The sequence below is a fragment of the Burkholderia sp. PAMC 26561 genome (genome assembly GCF_001557535.2).
Lineage (GTDB): Bacteria > Pseudomonadota > Gammaproteobacteria > Burkholderiales > Burkholderiaceae > Caballeronia.
This window is the reverse complement of sequence record NZ_CP014308.1, coordinates 689,635-713,220: the sequence shown is the minus strand read 5'-3', so window position 1 is coordinate 713,220 and position 23,586 is coordinate 689,635. Positions and strand designations below refer to the sequence as shown.

Annotated in this window: 20 protein-coding genes and 5 pseudogenes; 19 read left to right on the top strand and 6 right to left on the bottom strand. The window is 55.0% G+C overall.

The features are described 5' to 3' along the window. Window positions 1–33: 33 nt before the first annotated feature. Together AXG89_RS26235 and AXG89_RS43370 are read left to right on the top strand one after the other, a co-directional pair. Window positions 34–759, top strand: a complete 726-nt coding sequence (locus AXG89_RS26235) for an SDR family oxidoreductase (RefSeq protein WP_062173904.1) — start codon at window positions 34–36, stop codon at window positions 757–759. Between the two features lie 70 nt (window positions 760–829). Beyond that, window positions 830–972, top strand: a pseudogene (locus AXG89_RS43370) (DEAD/DEAH box helicase); the annotation flags it as partial. A 495-nt stretch (window positions 973–1,467) separates the two neighbouring features. On the opposite strand, the gene AXG89_RS26225 reads toward AXG89_RS43370, so the two are convergent. After that, window positions 1,468–2,481 (bottom strand): NADP-dependent oxidoreductase, encoded by a 1,014-nt coding sequence (locus AXG89_RS26225; RefSeq protein WP_335671975.1) that lies wholly within the window; start codon window positions 2,479–2,481, stop codon window positions 1,468–1,470. Between the two features lie 49 nt (window positions 2,482–2,530). Between AXG89_RS26225 and AXG89_RS26220 the strand changes: the two genes are divergently transcribed. The 14 genes and pseudogenes from AXG89_RS26220 (at window position 2,531) to AXG89_RS26155 (ending at window position 12,610) form a co-directional block, all read left to right on the top strand. Continuing rightward, window positions 2,531–3,094, top strand: coding sequence for a TetR family transcriptional regulator (locus AXG89_RS26220; protein ID WP_062173902.1), 564 nt, complete (start codon window positions 2,531–2,533; stop codon window positions 3,092–3,094). Between the two features lie 82 nt (window positions 3,095–3,176). After that, window positions 3,177–3,452: a hypothetical protein gene (locus tag AXG89_RS26215; RefSeq protein WP_062173900.1), complete on the top strand. Its 276-nt coding sequence runs from the start codon at window positions 3,177–3,179 to the stop codon at window positions 3,450–3,452. A gap of 180 nt (window positions 3,453–3,632) precedes the next feature. Next, window positions 3,633–3,866, top strand: coding sequence for a hypothetical protein (locus tag AXG89_RS43365; protein ID WP_236873517.1), 234 nt, complete (start codon window positions 3,633–3,635; stop codon window positions 3,864–3,866). After that, window positions 3,859–4,841 (top strand): annotated as a pseudogene (locus AXG89_RS26205) (tyrosine-type recombinase/integrase). Before AXG89_RS43365 ends, AXG89_RS26205 begins: the two are co-directional and overlap by 8 nt. A 689-nt stretch (window positions 4,842–5,530) precedes the next feature. Continuing rightward, entirely contained in the window at window positions 5,531–6,001 is a 471-nt protein-coding gene (locus tag AXG89_RS43360) for a DUF6723 family protein (protein WP_236873516.1), read from the top strand. 333 nt (window positions 6,002–6,334) lie between these two features. Then, window positions 6,335–7,051: a hypothetical protein gene (locus AXG89_RS26195; protein WP_062173896.1), complete on the top strand. Its 717-nt coding sequence runs from the start codon at window positions 6,335–6,337 to the stop codon at window positions 7,049–7,051. Between the two features lie 83 nt (window positions 7,052–7,134). Further along, complete coding sequence (locus tag AXG89_RS26190) at window positions 7,135–7,593, top strand: YsnF/AvaK domain-containing protein (RefSeq protein ID WP_062173893.1); 459 nt, start codon at window positions 7,135–7,137, stop codon at window positions 7,591–7,593. 95 nt (window positions 7,594–7,688) lie between these two features. After that, on the top strand, window positions 7,689–8,567 hold the full coding sequence (locus tag AXG89_RS26185; RefSeq protein WP_062173892.1) for a YsnF/AvaK domain-containing protein: 879 nt from the start codon (window positions 7,689–7,691) through the stop codon (window positions 8,565–8,567). 167 nt (window positions 8,568–8,734) lie between these two features. Next, on the top strand, window positions 8,735–9,118 hold the full coding sequence (locus AXG89_RS42810) for a hypothetical protein (RefSeq protein ID WP_062173890.1): 384 nt from the start codon (window positions 8,735–8,737) through the stop codon (window positions 9,116–9,118). 56 nt (window positions 9,119–9,174) lie between these two features. After that, window positions 9,175–9,513: a DUF883 family protein gene (locus tag AXG89_RS26175; protein WP_062173888.1), complete on the top strand. Its 339-nt coding sequence runs from the start codon at window positions 9,175–9,177 to the stop codon at window positions 9,511–9,513. Window positions 9,514–10,158: 645 nt separating this feature from the next. Beyond that, on the top strand, window positions 10,159–10,548 hold the full coding sequence (locus AXG89_RS26165; protein ID WP_236873515.1) for a phage holin family protein: 390 nt from the start codon (window positions 10,159–10,161) through the stop codon (window positions 10,546–10,548). 910 nt (window positions 10,549–11,458) lie between these two features. Beyond that, on the top strand, window positions 11,459–11,626 hold the full coding sequence (locus AXG89_RS42360; protein WP_162916140.1) for a hypothetical protein: 168 nt from the start codon (window positions 11,459–11,461) through the stop codon (window positions 11,624–11,626). 51 nt (window positions 11,627–11,677) lie between these two features. Beyond that, complete coding sequence (locus AXG89_RS26160; protein ID WP_062173884.1) at window positions 11,678–11,932, top strand: hypothetical protein; 255 nt, start codon at window positions 11,678–11,680, stop codon at window positions 11,930–11,932. A gap of 294 nt (window positions 11,933–12,226) precedes the next feature. After that, entirely contained in the window at window positions 12,227–12,610 is a 384-nt protein-coding gene (locus AXG89_RS26155) for a hypothetical protein (RefSeq protein WP_236873514.1), read from the top strand. Between the two features lie 4 nt (window positions 12,611–12,614). Here the strand turns inward: AXG89_RS26155 and AXG89_RS26150 are convergent, their stop codons facing one another. From AXG89_RS26150 to AXG89_RS44850, 3 genes and pseudogenes are all read right to left on the bottom strand, one after another. After that, the gene (locus AXG89_RS26150) at window positions 12,615–13,859 is read right to left on the bottom strand and encodes a sensor histidine kinase (protein WP_062173881.1); all 1,245 of its coding nucleotides are present in this window, start codon (window positions 13,857–13,859) and stop codon (window positions 12,615–12,617) included. An 889-nt stretch (window positions 13,860–14,748) separates the two neighbouring features. Further along, a pseudogene (locus tag AXG89_RS44855) lies at window positions 14,749–15,281 on the bottom strand (alginate export family protein). Between the two features lie 501 nt (window positions 15,282–15,782). After that, window positions 15,783–15,988, bottom strand: a pseudogene (locus tag AXG89_RS44850) (DUF1016 N-terminal domain-containing protein); the annotation flags it as partial. Window positions 15,989–16,729: 741 nt separating this feature from the next. On the opposite strand from AXG89_RS44850, the pseudogene AXG89_RS44845 reads away from it, so the two are divergent. From AXG89_RS44845 to AXG89_RS26130, 3 genes and pseudogenes are all read left to right on the top strand, one after another. Then, window positions 16,730–17,080 (top strand): annotated as a pseudogene (locus tag AXG89_RS44845) (hypothetical protein); the annotation flags it as partial. Then, entirely contained in the window at window positions 17,031–17,213 is a 183-nt protein-coding gene (locus AXG89_RS42350) for a transposase (RefSeq protein ID WP_144029421.1), read from the top strand. The pseudogene AXG89_RS44845 and the gene AXG89_RS42350, both read left to right, overlap by 50 nt. Window positions 17,214–17,854: 641 nt before the next feature. Then, window positions 17,855–18,844: an IS1595 family transposase gene (locus AXG89_RS26130; RefSeq protein ID WP_062173873.1), complete on the top strand. Its 990-nt coding sequence runs from the start codon at window positions 17,855–17,857 to the stop codon at window positions 18,842–18,844. A gap of 2,158 nt (window positions 18,845–21,002) precedes the next feature. Here the strand turns inward: AXG89_RS26130 and AXG89_RS26120 are convergent. Both AXG89_RS26120 and AXG89_RS26115 read right to left on the bottom strand, forming a co-directional pair. Next, complete coding sequence (locus AXG89_RS26120) at window positions 21,003–21,974, bottom strand: ParB/RepB/Spo0J family partition protein (RefSeq protein ID WP_062173869.1); 972 nt, start codon at window positions 21,972–21,974, stop codon at window positions 21,003–21,005. Next, the gene (locus tag AXG89_RS26115) at window positions 21,971–23,182 is read right to left on the bottom strand and encodes a ParA family protein (RefSeq protein WP_062173867.1); all 1,212 of its coding nucleotides are present in this window, start codon (window positions 23,180–23,182) and stop codon (window positions 21,971–21,973) included. Before AXG89_RS26115 ends, AXG89_RS26120 begins: the two co-directional genes overlap by 4 nt. Window positions 23,183–23,586: the final 404 nt, after the last annotated feature.

Sequence of the window (23,586 nt, the reverse complement as noted above, 5' to 3'; positions counted from 1 at the left end):
AGAGTGGTTCCATACTTTCTTGAGGACCAAAAGATGACAAGCAAAACAATTCTGATTACTGGTGCCAACAAGAGCATTGGTTACGAAACGGCGCGACAGCTAGGTCGACTGGGCCACCGGATCTGGCTCGGCTGCCGCGATATCGCACGCGGCACTGCAGCTGTGGAATCGCTAGTAGCGCAGGGTCATGACGTTCGGCTTCTTTCTATCGATGTGACCCAGGACGACAGTGTGCTGGCTGCTGCTGCGCGGGTGCAGGACGAAGACGGAAGGCTCGATGTGCTGATCAATAACGCCGGCATTTCAGGAGGGGCGAGCACGTTGCCTAGCCAGCAGCCGATTAGCGACATCCGTGTTGTGTACGAGACGAACGTGTTTGGTCCAATCCGTGTGACTCAGGCGTTTTTGCCGTTGTTAAAAGTCGCCGGTCACGGCGTCGTCGTCATGGTGAGCAGCGGACTTGGCTCGCTAGGCTGGCTTTCAGATCCGGATAACCAGTTTTATGGGGTCAACATTTTGGGCTACAACAGTTCCAAATCGGCACTTAACGCCATCACCGTGGCTTTTGCGAAAGAGCTCGCGTCGGTTGGAATTAATGTTGATGCCGTCGATCCGGGCTACACCGCCACCGACTTCAACAACCATTCCGGGTATCGCACTGTGGAACAGGCGGCGGCCGGCGTTGTCTGGTTGGCAACCCGCAACCCGTCGGGCATCTCAGGAAGGTTCTACTTCGAACAGGAGCAGATTCCGTGGTGATGACCATTGATCGTGCGCAGCGCAATCAGGCGGTAACGATAGAATTGCTGCTTTACCATGGACTATCCCAATTTCTTTTGCCTCGCTTGGCCTGATTGATCCGTTGCTGCGTAATGTGCAGGACATGATTACCAGACACCTCCGCCGGTGCGGGCCCAGGCGATTCCTGCTGTGCTCAGTGGCAAGGACGTCATGGCTGCGGCGAAGACCGGCTGTCTGATGTTGCCCGCGAATTTCGGGTCCTTTAACTGAGCGGAGATTGTGCCACCCGTTTGTTTCTGGGCGGCGCCTGCAAAGGAAACCATTGGTGATGTAGGGAACCGACGCACGCACTCAGCGGCGCTCAAGGCGAATATGGCGCTCGCAGGTGTCGAAGAACGAGTAAATTGCGAATATGACCGAATAACCTGCCAACGGCCAGTTGTGCCCAGATTGACGCTGATAAGACTTTGTAGCATGTCTCGTCAGAATAACTGCAAGTTGCCTCGCTACAACAGGCCATCAGTTTTGAACGCAAATTGCGCGAATGCGATGCAGGCTGACACCTGCGAATGCCTATCCTGCCCGGAGGTCGTTCACTGGCTTTGTCCAATAGGTAACGAAGCCTGCGTGATGTCCCGTGCAGCGGCATATTCGCAATTTATTGTTCATATTCGCAGTTATTCCGTACTTCGACACGAGTTATACCTCTCATACAGCTTCGGAGACTCACATATCTTCCGCACGCGGCTTGAGAAGAATCTTGCCGCGCGCCTGCCCACTTAAACTTATTGCCATCGCTTCACGCCACGCTTCAAGGGGTAGGACCCGTGCGATTGGAACAAACAGCTTTCCTTCTGCGGCGAGTCTCGCGAATTCGCCTAACATGTCCCAGCGTTCCGGGTGCGATTCCGAGAACGAGTGCCGCACTCCCAGTGCATCCGCAGTAGTGAAGTCTGTAATTGTCAGTACGCGCTTCGTGTCCCCTCCAGCTATTTTGACGAGGTCGGGCAAGACGCCGCTGGGCGGAGCAGTGTCCAGCACGAAATCGGGATGCCCATTCACCAGAGCCTCGACTCGTTCGACCATTCCGTCGCCGTAATTAGTAACCAATGCGCCAAGCTCGGCCAGCTTAACCGAATACGTGGCGCCCGCGGTCGCGACGACTCGGAAACCTTTCATCAACGCCAACTGCACGGCGGCAAAACCCACGGTCGTACCTGCTCCATGAACAAGCACCGTGCATCCTTGATCCGCTCCGAAGCGCTCGAGGCTGCGAAACGCGGTTTCAGCGGCCAGTGGAATAGCGGCAGCACTCTCCATCGACAAACCTTCGGGCACCAATGTCCAGTGTTTCATAATTGCGTGGTCAGCAGCACCAGCACTAAAACAATTCGCGTAGTCCGCCGCGCCAAACACAGCGTCGCCGACGGCAATTCCTTGAACATCATTCGCGACAGCATCCACGATACCGGATACGTCGAGGCCGATGCCACGAGGCATATTTCCCGGAAACAAGCCTCGGCACAGCGCCCAGTCGGACGGATTCAAACCACATGCAACCACGCGCACGCGGATCAAGCCGGCATCCGGGTATGGAATCGACACCTGCTCCATGCGCAATACCGAGGACGGCTCTCCAAATTGATGAAAACGCACTGCCCGCATGGTTTCAATCGACTCTGCTTGTCCGCTCATAACCTGCTCCTGTTTAACAAAAATGTATTTGTCAGTGACTGACATTTAACCATAGCATATAATGTCAGTTACTGACACATAGACGAGTTTTTCATTGCCAAGAAACGGTACCGAGGTGCGACGCCGCTTGCAGGAAGCGGCGCTTGAGTTGTACGCAGCGAACGGATTTGATCAAACCACAACTGCTGAGATCGCGACGCTGGCAGGCGTGACGGAGCGCACGTTTTTCAGGCACTTCGCCGATAAGCGAGAGGTAGTGTTCGATGGCGAAGCTGCGTTGATTGAAATGCTGGTCGATGGAGTGCGCCGTGCGCCCGATGGAGGTGCGCCGATGGAAGTACTGTTACATGCGTTCCGTTCGGTAGTAGCGCTCGTGGAAGCGAATCGTCCGTTTCTGACACCGCGGCAAAAAGTGATCGAAGCTGCACCTGCTCTTCGAGAGCGTGCGCTGGCCAAAGCCGCGGCCATTACGACAGCCTTGTCGGCGGCATTGGTCGAGCGCGGCCTAAATTCTCCCCTTGCAATGCTTGCCGCCCAGACAGGCATCGCGGCGTTTGGTTATGCGACCAATACTTGGCACAGCGATCCGTCATCGGGATTGAACAATCATCTCGATGTCGCTTTCGCCCGTTTGCGAGGTTTGGCCTCTACCGGTTAAAGCTCTAGTAGGGGAAGGGCGGCCTGGGATTTGCCCGCCGATACATATGATAGTGTCCTCTATTACATATACGGAGCATCTCATGGCGACCATAACGGACGAGATGACGCGCATCCTCGAAGACGCCGCCGAAGGGCTCAAGGCACTCGAGGAAGAAGTCATCACCGCGGAGTTCAATCCGGACGACCCAGTGAGTGCCGAAGCGGCCATCGCCCACGTCGAAGCTGTCATCGATGCGAAAATCGCACGTTTTCGCGGCAACCGTCTTGTCGAGGAAGCGGCAGACGCGATCAAAGCCGAATGCCGGGCTAACATTCTTTGGCAGGCCACCGATCGCGGCACGCGCACGCTGCATTGATCGTGCTGGCCTTTTATGACACTGCCTTGACCCGTACCACTCAGATTCGTGTGACTTTCCTTCCGTCGGCTGACGAAGCTCGCGCTCATCTTCCCAATGACTTTGTGCTTGCGCTGCGCTCGATCCGGGAATTTGCCTAAGCCGAGGGCGGCACGGTCGCCGTTCAAGGATCCTTGCCCGATGCAGCGGTTAGCATCCTGGTCGAATTTGGGAAAAACAGTAGGTCCTTTTCTGGGCCCGGCACTCGGTGCTGCGGTCAGCGGATGGTTTCAAAGACGCGCCGGCCGAAAGCTACGACTTCAAGTGGGTGATATCGAAGTCGAGGCCAGTAATCAGGCAGAGGTTGAGCAATTGCTTGAATTGGCAATTGAGATCCGGAAACGCCAGACCAACGCCGGTAACAGTCATGAATGAGGCGGCGCTTGTCGTTCGCGTAGAGACAACGCTCCCTGCGCTGATCATTGGTGCCGGCGAGCACGCGAGCGTCCGTTTACTGGAATTTTTTGCATCGAACATTCGCACCCCAAACACACGACGGGCATATTCGCATGCGGTGGGCGAGTTTCTCGCGTGGTGCGCGCAGGCCGGCGTGAGGTCCATTATCGAGGTGCAGCCGCTGCACGTGGCGGCATGGATCGAGCTGCAAACACGGACGCTGTCGGCCCCGACCGTCAAGCAGCACCCGGCCGCGATTCGCCACCTTTTTGACTGGCTGGTGATCGGCCAGGTCGTGCCGGACAACCCAGCCGCGTCCGTGCGCGGACCGAGTTATACGACCCGCTAAAGCAAGACGCCCGTGCTTGACGCGAGCGAAGCGCGGCAGCTGCTGGACAGTATCGATGTGAGTATGCCCATTGGCCTGAGAGACCGGGCGTTGATTGCGTTGATGGTATTTTCGTTCGCGCGGGTAGCCGCAGCGCTCGCCATGCGTGTGGAGGACGTCTATAGCCAGCACCGGCGCTTGTGGGTACGCATGCATGAAAAGGCGGCAAGCAACATGAGATGCCCTGTCATCACACGCTAGAAGCCTAATTGGATGCATACATCCGAGCCGTCGGGATTAGCGCCGATGGCAAGGAGCCGCTGTTTCGTACCATTCAACGGGGCACCGGGCGTCTGAGCACCACCGCCCTGCCCAGTCCAATGCGTACGTGACGGTGACGCGCCGAGCGCCTGCGGCTGGTCTCGACACCAAGATTGGGAATCACACGTTTCGCGCTACCGGCATCACTGCCTATCTGAAAAACGGCGGCACACTACAAGAACGCCGCAGCGATGGCGAAGCATGCATCGACCCGTACCACACAGCTTTACGACCAGCGCCGTGACGACAGTAGCCTTGACGAGGTGGAGCGTATTTGCGTGCGAGTTGCGGAGTTTCTGCTGTAGTTAATACCAAGGCTGACAAGCGTATTTTGCGGTCGAGATAGGGGACAACTCCGGCAAAAAGGTAGCTGGTTCGGGATCGAAGAAGCTCGCGTGGACAATAAAAAGGCGACCTGAAACAGTCACGAATGGCTATCGCTTTTTGATTAATCCGGAGAAAAGAAGGAAAAGAAGCCGACGTTTTTACACGTCGGATAAAAGTCCGGCACTACGGGAAAACCGCCGGGACGAATTTGTCGGGAGACGCAAACGTTTTGTGTGACGAAACGTTCGGCAATTTTGGTTTTTACAGAAATCCCTTACCTATTGCCTCAATCCTCGTACCAATGGCACGTTGATTGCATTTATAAGCGTTCATCGATCGGCTCCCATTGCCACTAACGTGAAATCTTATGCACATCCACACGCCAAAAATGCCGCCTCGAATTGCAGACCAAGAAATCAGCCATCTCGAAGCGGTGCTAAGCCTCGCTTCGCGAGCGAACGCCGCAACCGGCCTACCTCGAATCGATGACGCTTACTGGCGCTTACGCGTGGAGCAGCTGGGGGATCGTTATGAACTTTTGCCGCAACAGAAAACTCGAGTAGCCAGACTCTCGCGCTCGCTTGCAGCAATAGCACACGTAGAAAGAGAAGCGGCAACCGCCGATTCGCTGTCGCGCTTTGCGGCTTAGCTTGCTCAGAGCAGCGAAATGAATAAAACCGAGTGTCCAACTGCAGCGTGGCGGTCGGCGAGTCTCCATGCCCGTTGCGGCGCATGGGCACCAACGCTCAGTGACGAACGTCGCGCCGGAACAAGGCCGATTTCATTGCCAAGTATTCTGACACTCTTTCGTTTTCCCTTTCAGTTCATTCGCCGGAAGCGTCCCATGCGACTAGCTGGAAAAAAACCCAAGTTAATGTTTTCTCGCAAAGATTCCACTGCCGCCACGCGCGAAACTTTATGCCACGACGACTTCGCAATTTACGCCACATACCGGTTGATTCAAGGCCGATTTATAGGGTCGCTCAAGGTTGTTAGGAAAACCGACAACCGTCTGCTTTTTCCGTTCGAAGGAGCGCCTACCATTGGGCCGTTTGACCACAAGGAGGAAGCACTGCGCGCGTCCGAGACACTCGGGATTCAGATCGTGGAAGGCGACATCGCCAATCCTGAACCGTGAGGCGCTGCGACATGGCTCATCGCACTCGGAGAAGAGGTCATCGCCCACGCCCTAAGTTCGCCCTGCTGCGCTGGGAGTGCCTGCCTATGATTACGAGCAGCGTTCATTCACTCATTGAAACGGCAAGCCCCATCGGTCTGCGACACCCTAGCCGTAGTGCTGTACAAAAAGATATCTTTTTGCTGGAACCGATTTACAAGTATGCCGGCGCCGCGCCGCAGTAGCAGCGGTCCGGCACACGCTTTGCACTAGAGCCGTGCGCGTACGCAATGGTTCCGCACGCGCCTGATGGCCACCAGTGGTAAACCCTTTCACTACGGAAGACGTCAAATCATGAAGATACTCACCACTCAGGACGGACTGCCTCGGCTTTCATGGGGTTCCGTGATCGCTGGCGTCATATTGTCGTCCATCGTCTATCTAATCATGAGCGTGCTTGGCACGGCAATCGGGGCGTCGCTCCTTTCGCCTTTGTCGCAGCCGAGTCCTTTGCATGGATTTGGTTTCGGCTCCGGCGTATGGGTTATTGTAACGACGGTATTGGCAGTCTTTGTGGGCTCCTATTTCGCAGGCCGCTGCGCCCCAGTTCTTGGCTGGCTGCATGGACTGTTAGCTTGGGCGGTCATGACCCTTCTGATCGTCTTTGGCACCACGTCGTTGATCAGCAGTGCGGTAAGCACTGTTGGCAGTGTGGCGGCTACCGGGGCTCAGGTTAGCGCGACAGCGGCGAATCAGACCAACGTCGACCCGTCGATGGTCAACTCAGCCAAGCAACAAATACAGGCAGCGGTTGCATCGGCTGCCTCAGAAGCATCGAGCCCTCAAGCCGAGCAAGATGGACGGCAAGCGGCCGACACGGCCGCCCGAGGCGTGGCCCGTGCAAGTTGGTTCGCTGTCGCCGCGCTGTTGGTGGGTGCGATCATTTCGATCGTCTCCGGAAGTGCTGGATTTCGCCATCAACCGTCCTTTGAAGACGCCGGCGGTACAGCTGCAGGTAACGATGCCGTTTCTACACTAAGCCGAGTGACACGTCCGACCAGGGCCCTCTGATTTAAGCCTCACCCATTTATCGCCTCTCTAACGCGTCCAGGCCGAGGCTCCCGCTTCGGCCTTTTTCCTTATGGGGCTCAACCATGGAACATGACTCAAAACCACCGACAGTTGGACTCACGCGAGGCGATGACAGTGGAGAAGAATTGAAAATCGCGGCAGTACAGGAAGAAGTCGATGTGGGCGTCAAAACAACCGAAACAGGAGCGGTTCGGATTCGTAAGGTGGTGCATGAAGAGATGCACCCGGTGCCGGTCAGCTTGCGCAGCCAGACCGTCGATGTTCGGCGCTTTGCGATCAATCGTCCCGTAGAAAGCAAGTACGAGGCGCGCCAAGAAGGCGACACGCTCATCATTCCGGTCTTTGAATATGTTCCCATCATCACGATGCAACTGACATTGAAAGAAGAGGTGCATGTAACCACCACCGTTTCACAGCAGGAAGTCTTCCAAAACGTGTTGTTAAACACTGAAGAATTAGTCGTTGAACGCCGGTCGGGCGCTCAGGGAGAATGGCACCGCGACGGCGAGAAAAACGAGTAGGTCGCAGGCGTCGGGCACAGCGGTTGCAACCTCCAATGCTGCATGCAATTCCCTTCATGGGCCGCCTTTGGCCCCTCTTTTATGGAGCGACCGTAATGGCACAAACTCTTATCGGCTTATTTAATACGTTCGAAGATGCACGCAGCGCCGCAGACCGTCTGACGCAAGAAGGTATCCCGCGCACGGACGTGAATGTGCACGCGAATGACGATGCGCTGCAAGCCAACGATGGAACGCTTTCCGCAGCGGATAACGGCGGCACGCGGACAGTTGTCGGTGACCACGCAGCAGGCGACGTGCATGAACATTCCACCGGCGGCATTGCTGGATTTTTTAAACGCCTTTTCGGTGACGATGAAGCGCCGGAAGAGGTTGGCCACTATCACGAATCGCTTCGCCGCGGCCACGCACTGCTCTCCGTTGATGTGCACGATGAAACACGGGTTGACGCCGTTCGCGCCGCACTCAATAGCGCGGGCGCAATCGATATCGACGAGCGGGTCGCGCATTGGAAGAGCTCGGGCTACAACGGTTATGACAGTACAGTGCCTGCGTACACGGCCGACGAAATCGCGGCCGATCGCCAAGCGTTTCCAGTGGTGAAGGAAGACCTCGCTGTAGGCAAACGTGAGGTGTCCACAGGTGGCGTTCGCGTCTATTCCCGTCTGACCGAAACCCCGGTGAGCGAGTCGGTCGATCTGCGCGAAGAGCACGCGACGATCGAGCGCCGTCCTGTTGACCGCCCCGCTACGGCTGCTGATCTGAAGGAAGGATTTGTCGAAGTTCGGGAGACGGCAGAACAACCCGTTGTCGCCAAAACCGCACGCGTTGTTGAAGAAGTGATCGTTGGCAAGGAATCAAGCAATCGCACTGAAACAGTCAACGACACGGTTCGCGGTACGGACGTCGAAGTGGAACGCGTCGCGGGTCAAGAGGGAGCGTTGCGTCCCGACGTTTCAGTGAAGAAGCCCTAATTCGAGTAATCGTTCGTAGTTCTTAGCGGCGGCCGACTGGCCGCCGCTTTGCTTTTCCGATCTTGACCTGCCGCTATCGCCAACAGGCACGACGGCACGGCGTTTGCGGTACTTCAATGCACCGCAGAGGTTGCGGAAACGAAAACGCTACGTCTAAGGAGACGGCAATGAAAGTGTTTATGAAAAGAGTGTTGGTGGCGATAACCGTTATTGGCCTGTCGGGTGGTGCATACGCCCAGGCCGGCGGAGGCGGCGGAGCCGGCGCAGGGGGTGCAGGCGCAGGTGGGGGAGCCGGCGCGGGCGGCGGTGCCGGAGCAGGTGGAGCCGGCGCGGGAGGTTCCAGCGGCGGATCGGGCGGCGGCGGCGCAGGCAATGGCGGGAACGGCGGTTCGGGCGTTGGCATGGGAGCACCCAATCAGTCCGGCAAGACCGGCGGTGCAATGAGCGCGCCTGGAAAGACTGTTCCTGGAGGTGGTACCGGAACAGGCACGGGTGACCAACCAGGTACCGCTGGCGCAGGTGCGAAGTCCAGCAACGGCACCAGCAACTAAATTGTCGAGCGCCGCACGGTCCTACCGTGGGGCGCCATAACCCATGGGGGTCAACAATGTCTGACATCGCGAAAGAAAGTGCTCAGGCGAGCGGCGCTGATGAAAAGCCCGATGCCTCTAAAAATCCGGACTCAAAGACGACGCTTAGCGATTTTGCGCACGCCTCCCAGTCGTGGGACGCGCCTGAAACGAGCTCCAGTAATTCTTCCGCCGCTGATAGCGAGGCATCAGCCAAGCGAGTGCGCGAAGTTCTCGACGACGCACAAGAAGTTTTGCAACGGAATTATCGCGCGGCGTCTGACAGCGCAGACGATTTCGTCCACGAAAACCCGTGGAAGACCATCACCCTGGCGGCGGTCGGCGGGATCATCTTGGGCATGCTGATAAGCCGTTAGATTTGGCTCGTTTTGTTCGCCGCCTGCATGAGCCTTGTTCAATAGGGCTTTGGCAAAGGCGCATCAAGCGTTGGCGACTGAGGCTTACGACCGCCCTCGGCGGAATCGCTTACGGGCGGCGCTGATATAGGCAGCGACGTCGCAACGCCGGTACTACTCGCCGCGTCAACTGGGGGATGAGCAACGACGCGCTTTGCGGCGTCCATTTTCAACACATTATCCGCTGCCGAGGTTGCCGAGGGTTGGGCGAACGCCAGCACCGGTAGCCAAGCGATAGAGGCGATCACTGCAGCGCTGAGGATTGAAGACCGTAGCGTAGTTTTCATTTCGGCATCCATAGTGTCGTTTCGTTTATTTGGGAACATCTTTTGCTCGAAGGTGGTTCACGTGTGCGGATGAGCGAGTGCTAGCATTTGCTGCACCCGCCGCATAGCGAGAATCCATTCAACGACTTTCAATAGGGAGTATGGACATGCCGTATCTTTTGGGTTGGCTGCTTGGGGTTCCAGTTATCGTGTTAGTGATTCTCTATTTGATTTTCCATTGATGTGACCGGACGGAGCGGGGAGTCTTAGATAACCCTCAAGTATGTCCGGGGCACACCTCGCAATTACTAGGCGGAACGATTTTTTCACTGAGGTTCGCGTGCTTAACCCTCTGTTCCAAGCGCAAGCCAATATTCGACGCTGGAAGGCGATCGCTAATTTTTGCGCCGCTCGCGCAGGCGACTATGCTGAGTTAGCCGGGCTCGAGCTGGCCGAGACGAAAGCGACTGTATTACGGGAGTTGATCTCGATGGTCGCGCTCGCCGTGGGTGTTTTGTTCACTCTCTCGTTTCTATGCTTCGCTTTGATTGCGACGGCGTTCGGAACGCCATATTTCTTGGCTGTGGTGTGGGCAATCGCGGGCATATGGCTCATCGTATCTGTCGCAGCGTTCTTTACCATGCGTACGCAGCTGCGCGGCGCTAACCACTTCGGTTCGCTTCAATCCGAACTACGCGAAGACTTGAAAGCGATCAAGGAGGCCCTGTGAAGACGCCGCCGGAATGGACCTACCATGAGACCCGCAAGGAACGTCGGGCTCACGTCTTGTCGCGCTTAGCCCTGACGCGAGCTGAATTTATGGCCGATCACAGCACCGGCGAGATTACTGGAAACGGGCTGTTTCACCACCGTGCTCTCAGTACGAACTCGTTGCCAATCAAACGGTCTCGCGGCAGCATCCTGCTTGCGTCACCAAATGCTCAAACAATCACGGCTGTGCTTGTTTGCTCGGTGATTTTCGGTCCACGCCGTCTATTCGCGTTAGTGGGGCTTCCCATCGTGCGTGCGTGGGCGACTCGCGCAGTCCGTAATCTGATTACGGCGCCGAAAGCGCAAGAAAAAAATACACGAATGCCGGCGGGTTTGGTAGGTGCAAGCTCCTAGACGAAGGAGCCTGCAGTCTGATGCGCGTTTTCTGCGACGGTGCCGACGTGCGTGTAGCCGGGCGATTGACGGGCTTACCCGAATGGATGGTGGCAGTCTCCCTGACCGTAGCCGTCAATAAGGCCTTCAACGCAGTCCCCGAAGCACCTCAGCTCCCAAGTCACGCTTGGCCCGTTGGCTGCCCAGCGCCGGCGTCGTCGTCAACGTCCGGGACCAAATCGCGTGTCCCGATTGGTAGTGCCCCTGCTCATGACGCTCTTTGCCATTGCGTGATAGTCTCTTCGCAACCTTTTTGCGAAAACACCAACTGTCTGTAAAGCGTTCGTTCTGGCAGGCTATGATCATTGACCAAGCAGGGCGAGCCGTTGAGACTTGCAACTATTACTTGAAAGTATCACCTCTCTTGGTACTCACTGCTCGTGAAAGCTGTAATTACTTCTCATGCTTGCGTTACCGCGCTAGACGTTGCCCCCTACGATCAATTCGGCTACGCGCTGTATGGAAACGACGGGCTTATGCATACAGACTTTGTCAATCTTCGGACCGCCAAGGTCTTCGCAGCCGAGCTGGCAGGCAATAGTGCGTTCGCAATGCTCATGGTCGCTATCGCCAACGCAGATCCGCAGATCTACAACGCAATGGTCGGCAGGTCATTCGATGACGCGGCTAGGGAGTCGCGCTAAACGGCATCGATCTTGCCGCCAAATTTTGAAATTCAACACTTGGAGCATGCCGTGAGAGCCACTATTCTCGGGCATTCGTTAGTCCCTGAAGGGGATGAGCAACTGCACATTTTTCATTACATGCTGGACGACGGAGGAGCAGGTCCCGCCCGGAATGAATCCATTTCACTGCGGACGGCGCGCGTGATTGTGGCTAACCTCCCCGATGGGAATGCCCTTATCGCCATGCTGCGCGCGATTGTTGATATGCAGCCGGACGCTTATGCCGCATTAGTGGGTCGCCAGTTCCGAGACGCACATGGGTAAGACGGCGTTAGCGACTCGCTTCGGATCTGAGGCAAACACCCACAAGATTGCCCGATTTTTTCTCCACCGGGCTGGCTTCGATAATCGCTATCCGCGCCGCATGCGAGACTGTGCCGCCCGGTGATCCTTTGATTTCCCCGCTTTGGCGTATATGAGCGCATGCTCGCCGAGAAGCTGGGCGTCGTGCCGCCAATCCAGTGACCGACGTGCAATTTTGTGCTGAAACGCAAGGGCGGTCGAAGTAAAACGGCAGCCACGCCCTGGATCAGAAGCATCAAGCCGGACGGGAGCAACATGATGAAAATCCGCTCACACGCGCTATTTGCGTTGGCCACTCTGGCCGCCGGCTGCGCGGCTTTGGCGATAGCCGCTGAGCCACCCCTGAAAACATTGCCGTTACAACAGGACATCTGGATCACTGGAACGATGCAACCCCATGCCGGACAGTTCCTATCGGGAAAGCAGACGACCCTCCGGTTGGATTTTCCTGCGATATCGCCCTGCGACAATCACGTTGTAACGGCGGTCAAGCTGGATAAGGCAGGCCAGGCAGAACCGTTGCTTTTGCTGTCTCGTCGTGGGCAGCGAATCGCCCTCAGGGGACGCGTCACTTGTTCAAGCTCTGGTGTCCGGTTTTCTCCGATGCCAGAGCCGGACTACGTGTTTCCTATTTACTAGCTACTCACACGATTCCCGGGACATCTTGGCTATCTAAAGGTGCTTCGGCTCGAACGGGAAAGCGGATTTCAAAGGTCGTGCCGTGACCTTGCCGGGTCTCGAAGTGGATTCTGCCATCAAGCACCCGGCAAAGCTCCTTGACGATCGCCAGCCCTAGGCCCACGCCGGGTATATCCTCGCCTGCGGCCCGCTGAAATTCGTCGAATATTCGGTTGGTGTCCGACGACGCAATGCCGACACCGGTATCGGCAACCCGCAAAAACCAGCCGCCATCTCCGTGCCCGCCCATCGCCAGCTTGACTTCACCAGCTTTGGTGTACTTTGTCGCGTTCGACAAGAGGTTTAGCGCCACCTGCTTTACCTTGATGCGGTTTGATAGCACCGTTGGCACCGCGGCGTCGAAACAGGTAGAAAGGTGTAAGCCTTTCGCCTCGATACCAGGACGGCAAGCCGTCACCAACTCATCAAAGAGTTCGCGCAAGTCGAAAGGCTCTACCGCAAGCGGTGCCCGGTCGCCCAACACGACTGAGTATACGACCATGTCGTCTACCAGTTGTTTCATGTCCGCCGCCTGTCGGGTGGCCAGCGCCAAACCGGCTTCTGCTTTGGATGGCGCGCGCGAAATGAGTTGTAACGCGGTGGAAAAAGCGTTCAGGAAATTGCGAAGATCATGTACGACACTGCGCGTGATCTGCATGCGCGATTCATAAAGGTCGCTCACCAGCTGCTGCTTCAGTGCTAATTCGTGGTTCGCCCGCTCCAGGCTACCGGTGTATTCGTCGATTTTTCGATCGCGCTCTGTGACGACTTCCCGGATGGACGTGACGGTGACAAAACCGAGCGCCTCGTCAATCAGCCGGCGAGCACGCCCTTCATGTCGCCTAGTGAAAACACCATCCAATTCCGCGAACGTCTCAGCCGCATCCACCAGCACCTGCCTGAACAGATCCAGTTCGTGTACTAGTTCATCGATTCGATAGCCCTGCTGCCAGCGAACTTTGCCATGGGTGCGAGCGTCGCGTTCGATCGCCGGCTCCACCTGTTCAAGATCCTGCGCGTCGAGCGCAGCACAGATTCCGTCCAGGATTTCCGGAAGATGATCGGCGAGCTGGTCGTACGTCAGTTTGTCAGCCTCGACGAGGCTGGCGTCGCCGAATACTGCTTTCATCCACTTTTCGGTCAGGGTGGTCCGTTCCCGACGCAGGAATTCGGCAAAACCGCGAAGCGGGCCTGCTTGCGTTTCAGTCATGTTGGTGTTTGCAGAATAGTGTTTTGAGGGAACGGGGCGCCGTAGTGACGCGGACTGCCTAGGATATTTTTAATGGTACCAAGTCACGGGCGCCAGGAAAGCTAACCGAGCGCGGCGCCTCCCTGAGGCGAAGCTACCGGCGCGCCGGGCAGGCTCCTTTCGTCGACGGGTAATCGCAAGAGCCAACAAATCTTCGGCCATCCTTTCCTACATAGTTGGCACAACTCAACCGCCTCGTAAGCACCGCAGACAGTCTACTATGCCTCGTTAGGCGAGTTTGCTGCGCATGCCATGGGTAACGAACAGTATCCGCGCCCTCGTAGTCAGGATCCAGATAGATGAAACACCGCTGAATCCTAAAATCGAGTATTGCAAAAACATCACACCATCTCCCAGCCAACGATTGTTCGGCGCTCCAGCGGACGCCATTTGAAGTCACATCTGAGCTCGTTCCTTCGATGACAACAACATCCCCCTGCTGGATAAAGTTGAGTAGGCGTGGTCGTGTCTAAACTCCGCAGCCATCTTGCCGAGGTCCGAGAAAAGCCACTCGTACTCAATGCGCCCTGTTGCAAGTCCCCACTTCGGAAAATAAACCTGGGCTTGGTCATCGAACAGCTCGAAAAATGTACTCGGGAGTCGAGGCGCTGCAGATACTCCAGAGCTATTGTTCGACGCTGCTGATCAGTCATTCCCGTGCTTTCCGTGGTCGCTCCTTAAAAAACCATAGAGCAATTCGCGTGTACACCCACCATTAGCGCCAGCAGGTAATGGAGGAACTGGACGTTATTCATAGGCAATTCCGAGCGCGCGAGCGTATCCTGGACAGCCATGGTGAAGTTTTGTTTTCTTACGGGACATGGGAAGCGTAAGCCGCGCCCACGCGACCCTACCAGCCATACTTCAGCTCCAGCCCCACATAGCCCGAGTTGCTCCCGCCCAGCTCGCGGATAGAATCCCCGACCCGGAAATGCACGGCCTCTACGGATGCAACAAGGTTGGTCGCCACTCTCCAGTCAGCACGTATCTGTAAGTAGGCGCCAGTCCATCGCGTGCGGTGCCCAGCAGTATCGGGACAACAGCACTTCCCTGCTGATAAATCGCATCGTTCGTGCTCATCCGCCATTGCAAACCTACAGCGAACAATAAGGCAAGTTTGCTGGACGGTTTGAGCGAAAAAGAGGGCTTTACATGGATGAGGTTTGCATACCCGGTGTAGCCCGCAAACATGAACTAATAACAGTTTGGGAAAAGCGGATTGAAGGTCTCAACGCGGCCGTCGTTCAAGTGACGGTCACCGGATGCTGCTTCAACCTGCAAGCCGAATCGGGGCGTCCAGAGGGAATTCTGCGTGCAGCCGAACAGCGAGCCAACCGCCCATGCCCCAATCGTCTTTTCGCCGACGTTACCCGTTTCAAACATCGACTCTACGTCCCAATCTCAAGCAGAGACTTTCCCCGTATATCGCAGGTCAAATACATTGCGATGCTCCTCACCTTGCGCATCAATGAACTGTGCACCGGCACGCGTGTAAAGCGGATAACATCCAGATAGGTACTCAAGCCCCACGTCCTTGCGTTTCGAAACGTACGCCGCTAAAGGTCAAATGACGATTCGAGGTGTCGTCAAATTCCGAGATATCGCGGTACTGAACCGGCCGCGTCGCTTACCCGATGAACCGCTACTTCTCGTACTCGTAGTCTGCCCATAGTGCGTCGTATGCCTGCGGTATATTTGGGCCGTCACGCATAGAGATAAATCTCTACAAGTCGAACGCCATTTCCTGCCGCCTAATGCGCAACTTTATCGTTTTCGGGCCTAGCGGGCTCTCCCAGGCAAGGAACGCCTGATGGCTGGTGACCGGCAAGACGGTCGGTGGCATCCGCATTTATCCCAAGCGCAACTGTCTGGACCGTGAGACAGCAGTCGAACAAGCAGCGCTTGACCATACGTTGCCCGGTTTTTCCACTTTGTTCGAACTCGACGACACGTCGGCCAAATTCCCAATAGGTTGCGGTCATTGCCGCGTTCACGCTGAGCGCTGCGGCTCGGCGGCTGCCCTCGGTGATTGCGATGATATCGCCGTGAATGCCTTTGTACTCAGTGCTGCTCAAAACGACGTTAGACATTGCTTTGTCACGAAACGATAAAAGAAGGACAGATGGCAGCCTACCTAGGAGTCCTCCTGAACTTAAAGATAACCGATCCGTCGTTGTCACGATGGTACGGGTTCGAGGACGCTAACTGTTTGAGCTCATCGGCTCACACCACACATAAGATGGACCAAATGTGAATCGTGCGTCGCCCACAAGCAATTTCACGCAATAAAATCACGACATTTCCGTTTGGGAGTGATTTGTCTAACAAACCGCTGCTCCTGTGCGGCGCTGGGGTCAAATTTGCTGCCGGCACTATATTACGTTGGCTTTTAGTCGGTCCAGCGACGTATGAATTTGCAAACAACTGCAACTTGGCAGCAGCCTGCGGGACGATTCGCTATAGCCTTGCTCGACGATGTATAGAGCATTTAACTTTGCGCAGTTGAAAGGAACAGACGGTTAGTTGCATTTTTTAATTATAAGAAAAGTCGTAATTGCTCCCCTCCCCTAGTAGAGAATCGTGCACCGCCGCACAGGTGAACACGCGGAACCCGCCGACGGCGCATCATTTGATTTCCATCTAAGAGCGTAATCGTCAGCGTATCCGGCTCGAATTACGACACCATGGATACGAAGGTACTGGTTTCGTAAGAACAAAGGCAATGCGATGGAAGGTGAAATCAGTAAAGCGGCAACCCCGTTGGGCAGACCCCGGCCGCATCAGGCGAAGTATTCTGGCAGGAGATAGTGTCATCGTAGAAGGCGAGTGGACTCGGCGGCCGACGGTTTTCCCGAGAGCGCGGACTCGCGGTCAGCACGTTTGGTCTGTGGCGCAAGAAGTTTTCGGATTCCCTCAAAGAGAACCAACTGGAGCTTGCAATTACTACAGATGCGGCATTCATCGTGTCCTATACAGATACGGGTTCGATGCCGTTGTCGCCCGACGCAACACCGCCGTTGCACGCATCGTACTCGCGTGACCGAGTGGTGCTTTGGCTGGCTGGCGTTCGCATCGAGCTAAGCGGGTTTAATGCCGAGCTCATCGTTCGATTCGTGCTTGGACAGTTCAGAGATGGCCGGTGCGCTGATTGCCTCGGACGTTCGCGCATACATCAGCCGTGATCCTGTGGACATGCGCAAGGCGATTTACGTTTTTTCTTACCTTGGCGAGCCGCTGCCTGCGCAGAAGCCTGCATCGGTCAACCTATTCGCCTTCGAGACGCAGTACCGCTCCAAATTAAAGATTCTTCACTAGAATCTAGGGCTTCGCCGTTTGGTACAAGCAACTGGAGGGGGTTGTATCTTCTCTGCAGTGCAGTTTCGATGCATTGGGATTTATCGGCCGAGAATTAGCTGCGGCATCGAACTATGCATGTACTGATGGTTACAATACACGTAGTGAAAAGTACGCGATCGGCTACACTCAACGGATTTTGGTGAGAATTAGACATTGTCGCGTATCTTGCCCGTCGAACGGCAGAGCGCACACACAATCTCGTGAAACAATCTCATAAACACGCAATAAGTCATTGATAACGCTAAATAAAATCTGGTCGGTGAAAATTTTAAATTGTTTCACGATCGGAGACGGAAATCATTGCCTGCTAGGTAGCAGGATATGAGGTTGTTCGCCAGAACAGTGTCAGTGGTTTTTATCAAGTCGCCCAGCTCACTTGAACTCGCGCTTCAAGAGTCGATTCGATGACCTACGACCGACAAATACAGCGTCCACGCGTCGGCGATAATAAACAGGAGCGACGTAGGCAGCACTGCTTTCCAAATGACCAACCCCATCGCAAGATCTCCCTGATTGCGGTCATTTACCCATGGCTTCGTCTTAGAGCTGTATGTATATAAGGGCTATTCACTTAGCGCCAACGGAGCGATCATGTCGGCGTGAGCGAATTTCAACCTACCCCTCTTGCGGGCGTCGACTACCCTCGGACGTGGAACCAGTTTGAAGAATGGTTTGCCACCGAGGACGACTGCGCGCGTTATCTTCAGCGACTGCGCTGGCCAGATGGATTCGCTTGCCCGGATTGTAGAATTAAGGGTGAACCATATCGAAGTAGCCGCGGACGCCTGATCTGCAGAGCCTGCCGCCATTCGTGCACGGTTACGTCAGGTACGATTTTAGATAAGACACGCACGCCCCTCAAGGTTTGGCTGGCAGCTGCGTGGCATATTACGAGCCAGAAATCAGGCATGAGCGCCTTGGGTTTGCAGCGTGTACTGGGCTTTGGTAGTTACCAAACCGCCTGGACCATTCTGCATCGCTTTCGGCGGGCGATGGTTCGCCCGGGGCGAGAGCGCTTGCAAGGCATCGTCGAAGTAGACCAGAGCTATCTTGCAATTCGTGATCGCCGTGTTACCCCCGTCGGTAAAGGCACGAGGGGGCTGACCACTAAAGCTATCGTGGTGATTGCCGTGGAAATCTTGGTGCCAAAAGGGTTCGGCCGTATCCGTATCCAGCGAATTGAAGCGGAGTCGGGCGCCAACATCGTTCCGTTCGTGAGAGAAGTCGTGGAACGCGGCTCCGTGCTGCGTACGGACGGCGCAGCCATCTACCGGGACCTGCGGGAGGAATATCAGCATGAACGGACGGTGGTCAGAAACGTGATACCGGCGGATGCCATTCCAGCTCACATGCCGCTGCCTGGCGTACATCGGGTGGCTTCGTTGCTCAAGCGCTGGCTCCTCGGTACACATCTAGGAGCAGTTAAGCCGGCCCAGTTGGAACACTATCTCGACGAATTCGTGTTCCGCTTCAACCGACGCGCGTCACGTTCTCGCGGCCTTATTTTCTACCGCTTGCTCGAACAGGCCGTTCAAGCCGACCCGATCACCTACCGTCAGATCGCAAAAAGAACATCTCGCGACGCTTAAATTTCGGCTTGCGGGATGGTGGCTCTAAGTGGATAGCCCTTATGTATACACAGTACCCAATCCCGCAAGCTCATGTCGAAAACGGGCTTTACTAGCCTTGCGTCGGGGCATTACTAATTAGCTTCATGCGCACGCTGTTACACGGATTAGCGATTGATTTGAGTGCTCTCAAGCTCAATCCCCCACGCGTTAGCAACCTCCGCGGTTTGTTACAGCTAATGCAGATTTGCAGCGATCGCAGTAAAACCTTAAAGCTCAGTTAGAGCGTATTCGGCGGCGACAATGCAGCACCCTGTTTAACGGCGCCGAGCAGGGACTGTGACGTTGGAAAAACTTAATTCGCTGAGAATTTAGTTGTCTCCAACGGAAAGCGAATCAAAGCGCTTGCATCGGATGGATCTCGTTCGTGAGGCGCATGATCAGATTGCGCTTCAGTGCCTTTCAATGCCGGCCACCCAGCACTGATCGTGTTCACTTTCGCACGCGCCAATCTCGTGTTTTGCACACTTCGACAAGCACAGGGACAGCCGGTAAATGTGGTTCATACAGGCGTACGCTTGCCTGTCTGCCGACTCAAAAACCTGCAGGGCAAGCTGTAACGCGACTGGAAGAAACTGATTAAAGAAAAGACACAAACGTCCAAGTCCGCGCGACATTGCCGCAACGATCTTCCATCGCTTATTACATTTTCCGTGAGTCCTTCGCACCGCCCGTTGTTGCTCCCTATTGCGCGTCAGCGTCATCGCAGGTCAAAGGTAAGAAACCCTTCTCGCGTCCCGTTCTACACCACGCTCGAAGCGCCTCACATGCGGTCCCGGTGAAACGATCAGTCTTGTTCGTTACAAATCGCCAGCACGACTGCAATTGACTATTGCCTTGAGGCTGCAAAACACCGCTCGCAGCGAAGGAAAAAGTGTTCTGATTAGAACATTTCTATAAACGCGACTTGAGAGTGTTGACGCCAAGAGAGTTGCGAACTGTTAGGCAGCGGCATCTAAGACGACGCAATGATTCGGGCACCGTACTGAGTGCTGAAAGCGGAGCTTAATACAGCGCGCGTTCAACTGTTTCTATCGATTAGCGGGCGAGAGCGCTTGCTTTGAACACACCTCATTGGTAGGCGGCAGAGCAGACTACGGGAGGAACAGTTTTAGCGCAGGGTTGTCAACACCGACAAGGCTCATTGCGTATCTGTCCCGCCTTTTAGCGAGCACGGCGAACGCAGCCCCCTTAAAAAAAACATACGCCAACTTGCACGCCGACTTGAATCCTGCGTCATCAAAAATTGACCGCACCTCTTTCCGGCCTTCGCGCTGCTCCGGTGATTCACACGCGGTGTTTTAGCGGGTTGCATACTAAATTCTAAATATGTCTTCCAGCCAATTTGTAACGACGGCTAGCACGGGCTGCCTGCTAGTCCTATTTCGCAATCGACAATCGTTTAATGACGAAGGGGTGCCTTGAGCGCGCGATGATTGTTACCGCGCTGTCGGGCAGGATGGATGAGCAGCTCAAAGTAGAAAGTGTTCTGATCAGAACACTTTCTAACGCATGTAATTTTGTGCGGTTTTCACCAAAACACTGTGGTGCACACGGCGCTTACCATTCATTTAGCGCTGGTCGGCAGACATCGACACGGCTCCTTGCGTGTGAGTCCGGTCTCTTGCGAGCACGACGAACACAGCCCTCTTACAAAAAAAAGGCGTGCGCCAACTTGCACGCCGAGCTGAATCCAGCATCATTAAACGTGAACGCACAACTTCTTCGGGTTCGCGCTGCTGCCAGCTATCATTCGCCGCTCGCCTCGGTAATTAAGAAAGCGTGTTTGTGCCGCTTCAGTGATCCACACGCGGTGCTTAAGCCGGTCGCTCATCAAATTCGAAATGTGTCTTCCCACCAATTTTGTAACGACGGTCAGCGCGGGCTGCGTGCTATTCCCACCTCGCGATTGATATTTGTTCAATCACGACATGGTGCTTTGGGCGCACGAAGATTGTTATCCTTGCTACGGGAGCAGGCTGAATGGGCAGAACAAAATAAATAGTGTTCTGATCAGAACACTTTCCAACGCACGCAATTTTGTGCAAGAGTCACCAAGACTGCGGATCCAAAGCGCTACCCGTTCAGCAAGAGCAAACCATAAAGGTACGATTGCCTTCTACTCCGTAATTGAAAACATCTTTCCAATCTGCTCACGGAGCAGAGTCTCCTGCTCTTCAGTCACCACTCCGGCCTTGAATTTGATCGTCAAACCTTTCACGTCTTTGGTGATGCTGCCGGCCTGAATCTTTCCTGAAAAGATTTTGAGAATGCTGCGCCCACCAGCATCCGCAGCCGAAACGCCTCTAGTTACTTGCGCATTGATCGATGCAGCGACCTTCGACGGAACTAAATCACCATTCACAACAAGCGGCCAAAGGTCTTTTATTGCTTTTAGCCCTGCCTCCCCCGTCTTCTTGAGCGCATTGGCAATCTCCTGCGCGGAGTTCGCGGCTAACAGCGATGGATTAAGATCAAGATCACTCTTGATAAAGTCAGGCAGTTCATCGAACGCAAGAAATTTGTATAGATCGTTCCGAGTCACGCCCATAACCTTTGCGAGCCGGGTACGTTGCGGAAACTCGCTCTCTGCGCGGCGAACCGCAATTGCAATTTCGTAGTCGGTAAGATCATCGCGCGTGACATTTTCCATCAACGCCAAAGCGGCCATATCCTGATCGCTGCATTCAATCACCACCGCTCGAATGCTCTGCTTGTTAAGCAACTTGTGCGCTCGCCAACGCCGTTCCCCAGCGACGAGCTGGAACCCGTCCCCCACTCTGCGGACTGTCGCAGCCTGTAGCAAACCGACTTCGCCGATGGAACGAGCGAGCTCCGCAAGTTTCGCCTCATTAAATTGGCGTCGTGGCTGCCACGGATTTGGGGTCACAAAATCCACTTCAATATCTGTTGCGATTCCTTTTGCTTCCAGCTCTTGAATTCGCAATTGCGCCGCAGCGAGCGCACTGGTGATACCTGGCATCGTCTGCGGGCCGCGACCGGATTTATCTTTTTTACTGTCACCCTTGAAATCGGCCGGGGTAGGCAAATTCGCCGTTTTCGCCATTAGCTGCTCTCTGATATTGCTCATGCCGACTCCTTCCAGGATTTGACGAACATGTCGTCGAGCCACTTCGCGTATTGGATCATTGGCTGCTTGACGCGCTGTAAAGACTTCGACGTCGAATGACTGCTCACAACATCCAACGCAGTTGAAAAGGACAGCGCACCTCCGCTCATGACCGAACTTGCAGGTATTTCAAACGGATCGAGCCACCGCCCGTACGCGCTCTGTGCCCATTGGCGTACGACCGGCGCCGACGAGGTCTTCCCGTAGTCGACCTTTGATAGCAATACGGATATGCATTCGTAAACCTTGTCCTCCTCATAAGGAAGAAAATCCTCCGCAACATCAGAGAACAAGCGCCAGAAAGCGAGCGAGCTGATGAAATCAAGATTTTCGGGCACCATGGGCATAATCAACGCGTCAGCGGCAAGCAGGGCATTCAGATTCATGTAAGACAGGGAAGGGGAAGTATCGATTAGGATATAGTCGTATAGCGACTTCAATGGTTCGAGTCCTTGACGCAACACCGCCCAAAAACGATAACCTTGGATTGTTTTCTGACGCGCGGGCAACAGGAACTCTGCGCCGTATAGGAAGGTGTGCCCTGGGATGAGGTCGAGACCGTCCCAGTAAGTCGACTGGACTTTTGCAGCAAGTCCGCCCTCGATATTTTGGTCGTAAATATAAGGAAGGACGGTGTCTTCTCCAGTGACCTCCTTTTCCGCGTAAAGACCGCACAACTCTGAAGCCGACGCTTGCGGATCCAGATCGATCAACAACACTTTACGGCCGAGCAGCGTCAACGCCTGAGCAAGACAGACCGTAGTCGTGGTCTTCGCCGAACCGCCCTTAAGTTGTGCTGTTGTCAGTATCTTGCCCCGAAACTTTCCGTCGCCTTCGTCCAGTCGGGTTTGATAAATGTCCGAAGCCATCTTCACCCATACGCGAACCTCCGGCAGGGTAAATGTTCGGCTGCGGCCGCTGCCGTTCAAAGTGCCGATCGGCAAGCCGGCCTCTCCCTTGGTGACTAAGTATTGAATCTGCTGACGAGTCATGTTGCACATCTCAGCCAATTCACTAATGGTATAGAACGGCGCAACTTTCCTGGGTCGCGGTGCAAGTATCTGCTCGCGCAAGTTGTCCGCGAAAGGCTCAAGTCCGTCTGCGAAGTCGGCTACCTCGCGAAGTGTGACTTTACGATTTTCCATCGGTAAGGTGCCAACGTTGACCATTCTGCGCTTCTCCAATTATTGACGTTAAAGCGCAGAATACACGAATATGCGTAAACACAGTTGCGATGCCTAACATTTAATCATGACGCAGCGCCGGCCTTGGGACGGCAGTACTTTTAAACCTTCCCTGCAACTCAGATCATGTCTTGCATTCCCGATACTTTTCCAACGACCCCAATATGGGCAAAGTCTCGCTCAGCACAAAAACCACCCCGGGGGCGGTTTTTGTGCTGGTTCAAACAGGAAATTTTTATGATTGTTTTCAAATACTTAGCATTACTTCTTCGAAAATGAATAAAGCAAGCTCGGACAAATTGGATGCAGGTTTGTTTTGTAATCTTTAAAAAATAACCCACGAACATACAAACAGGAAAAAAATTCCGTTAGAAATCAACGCCGACTCC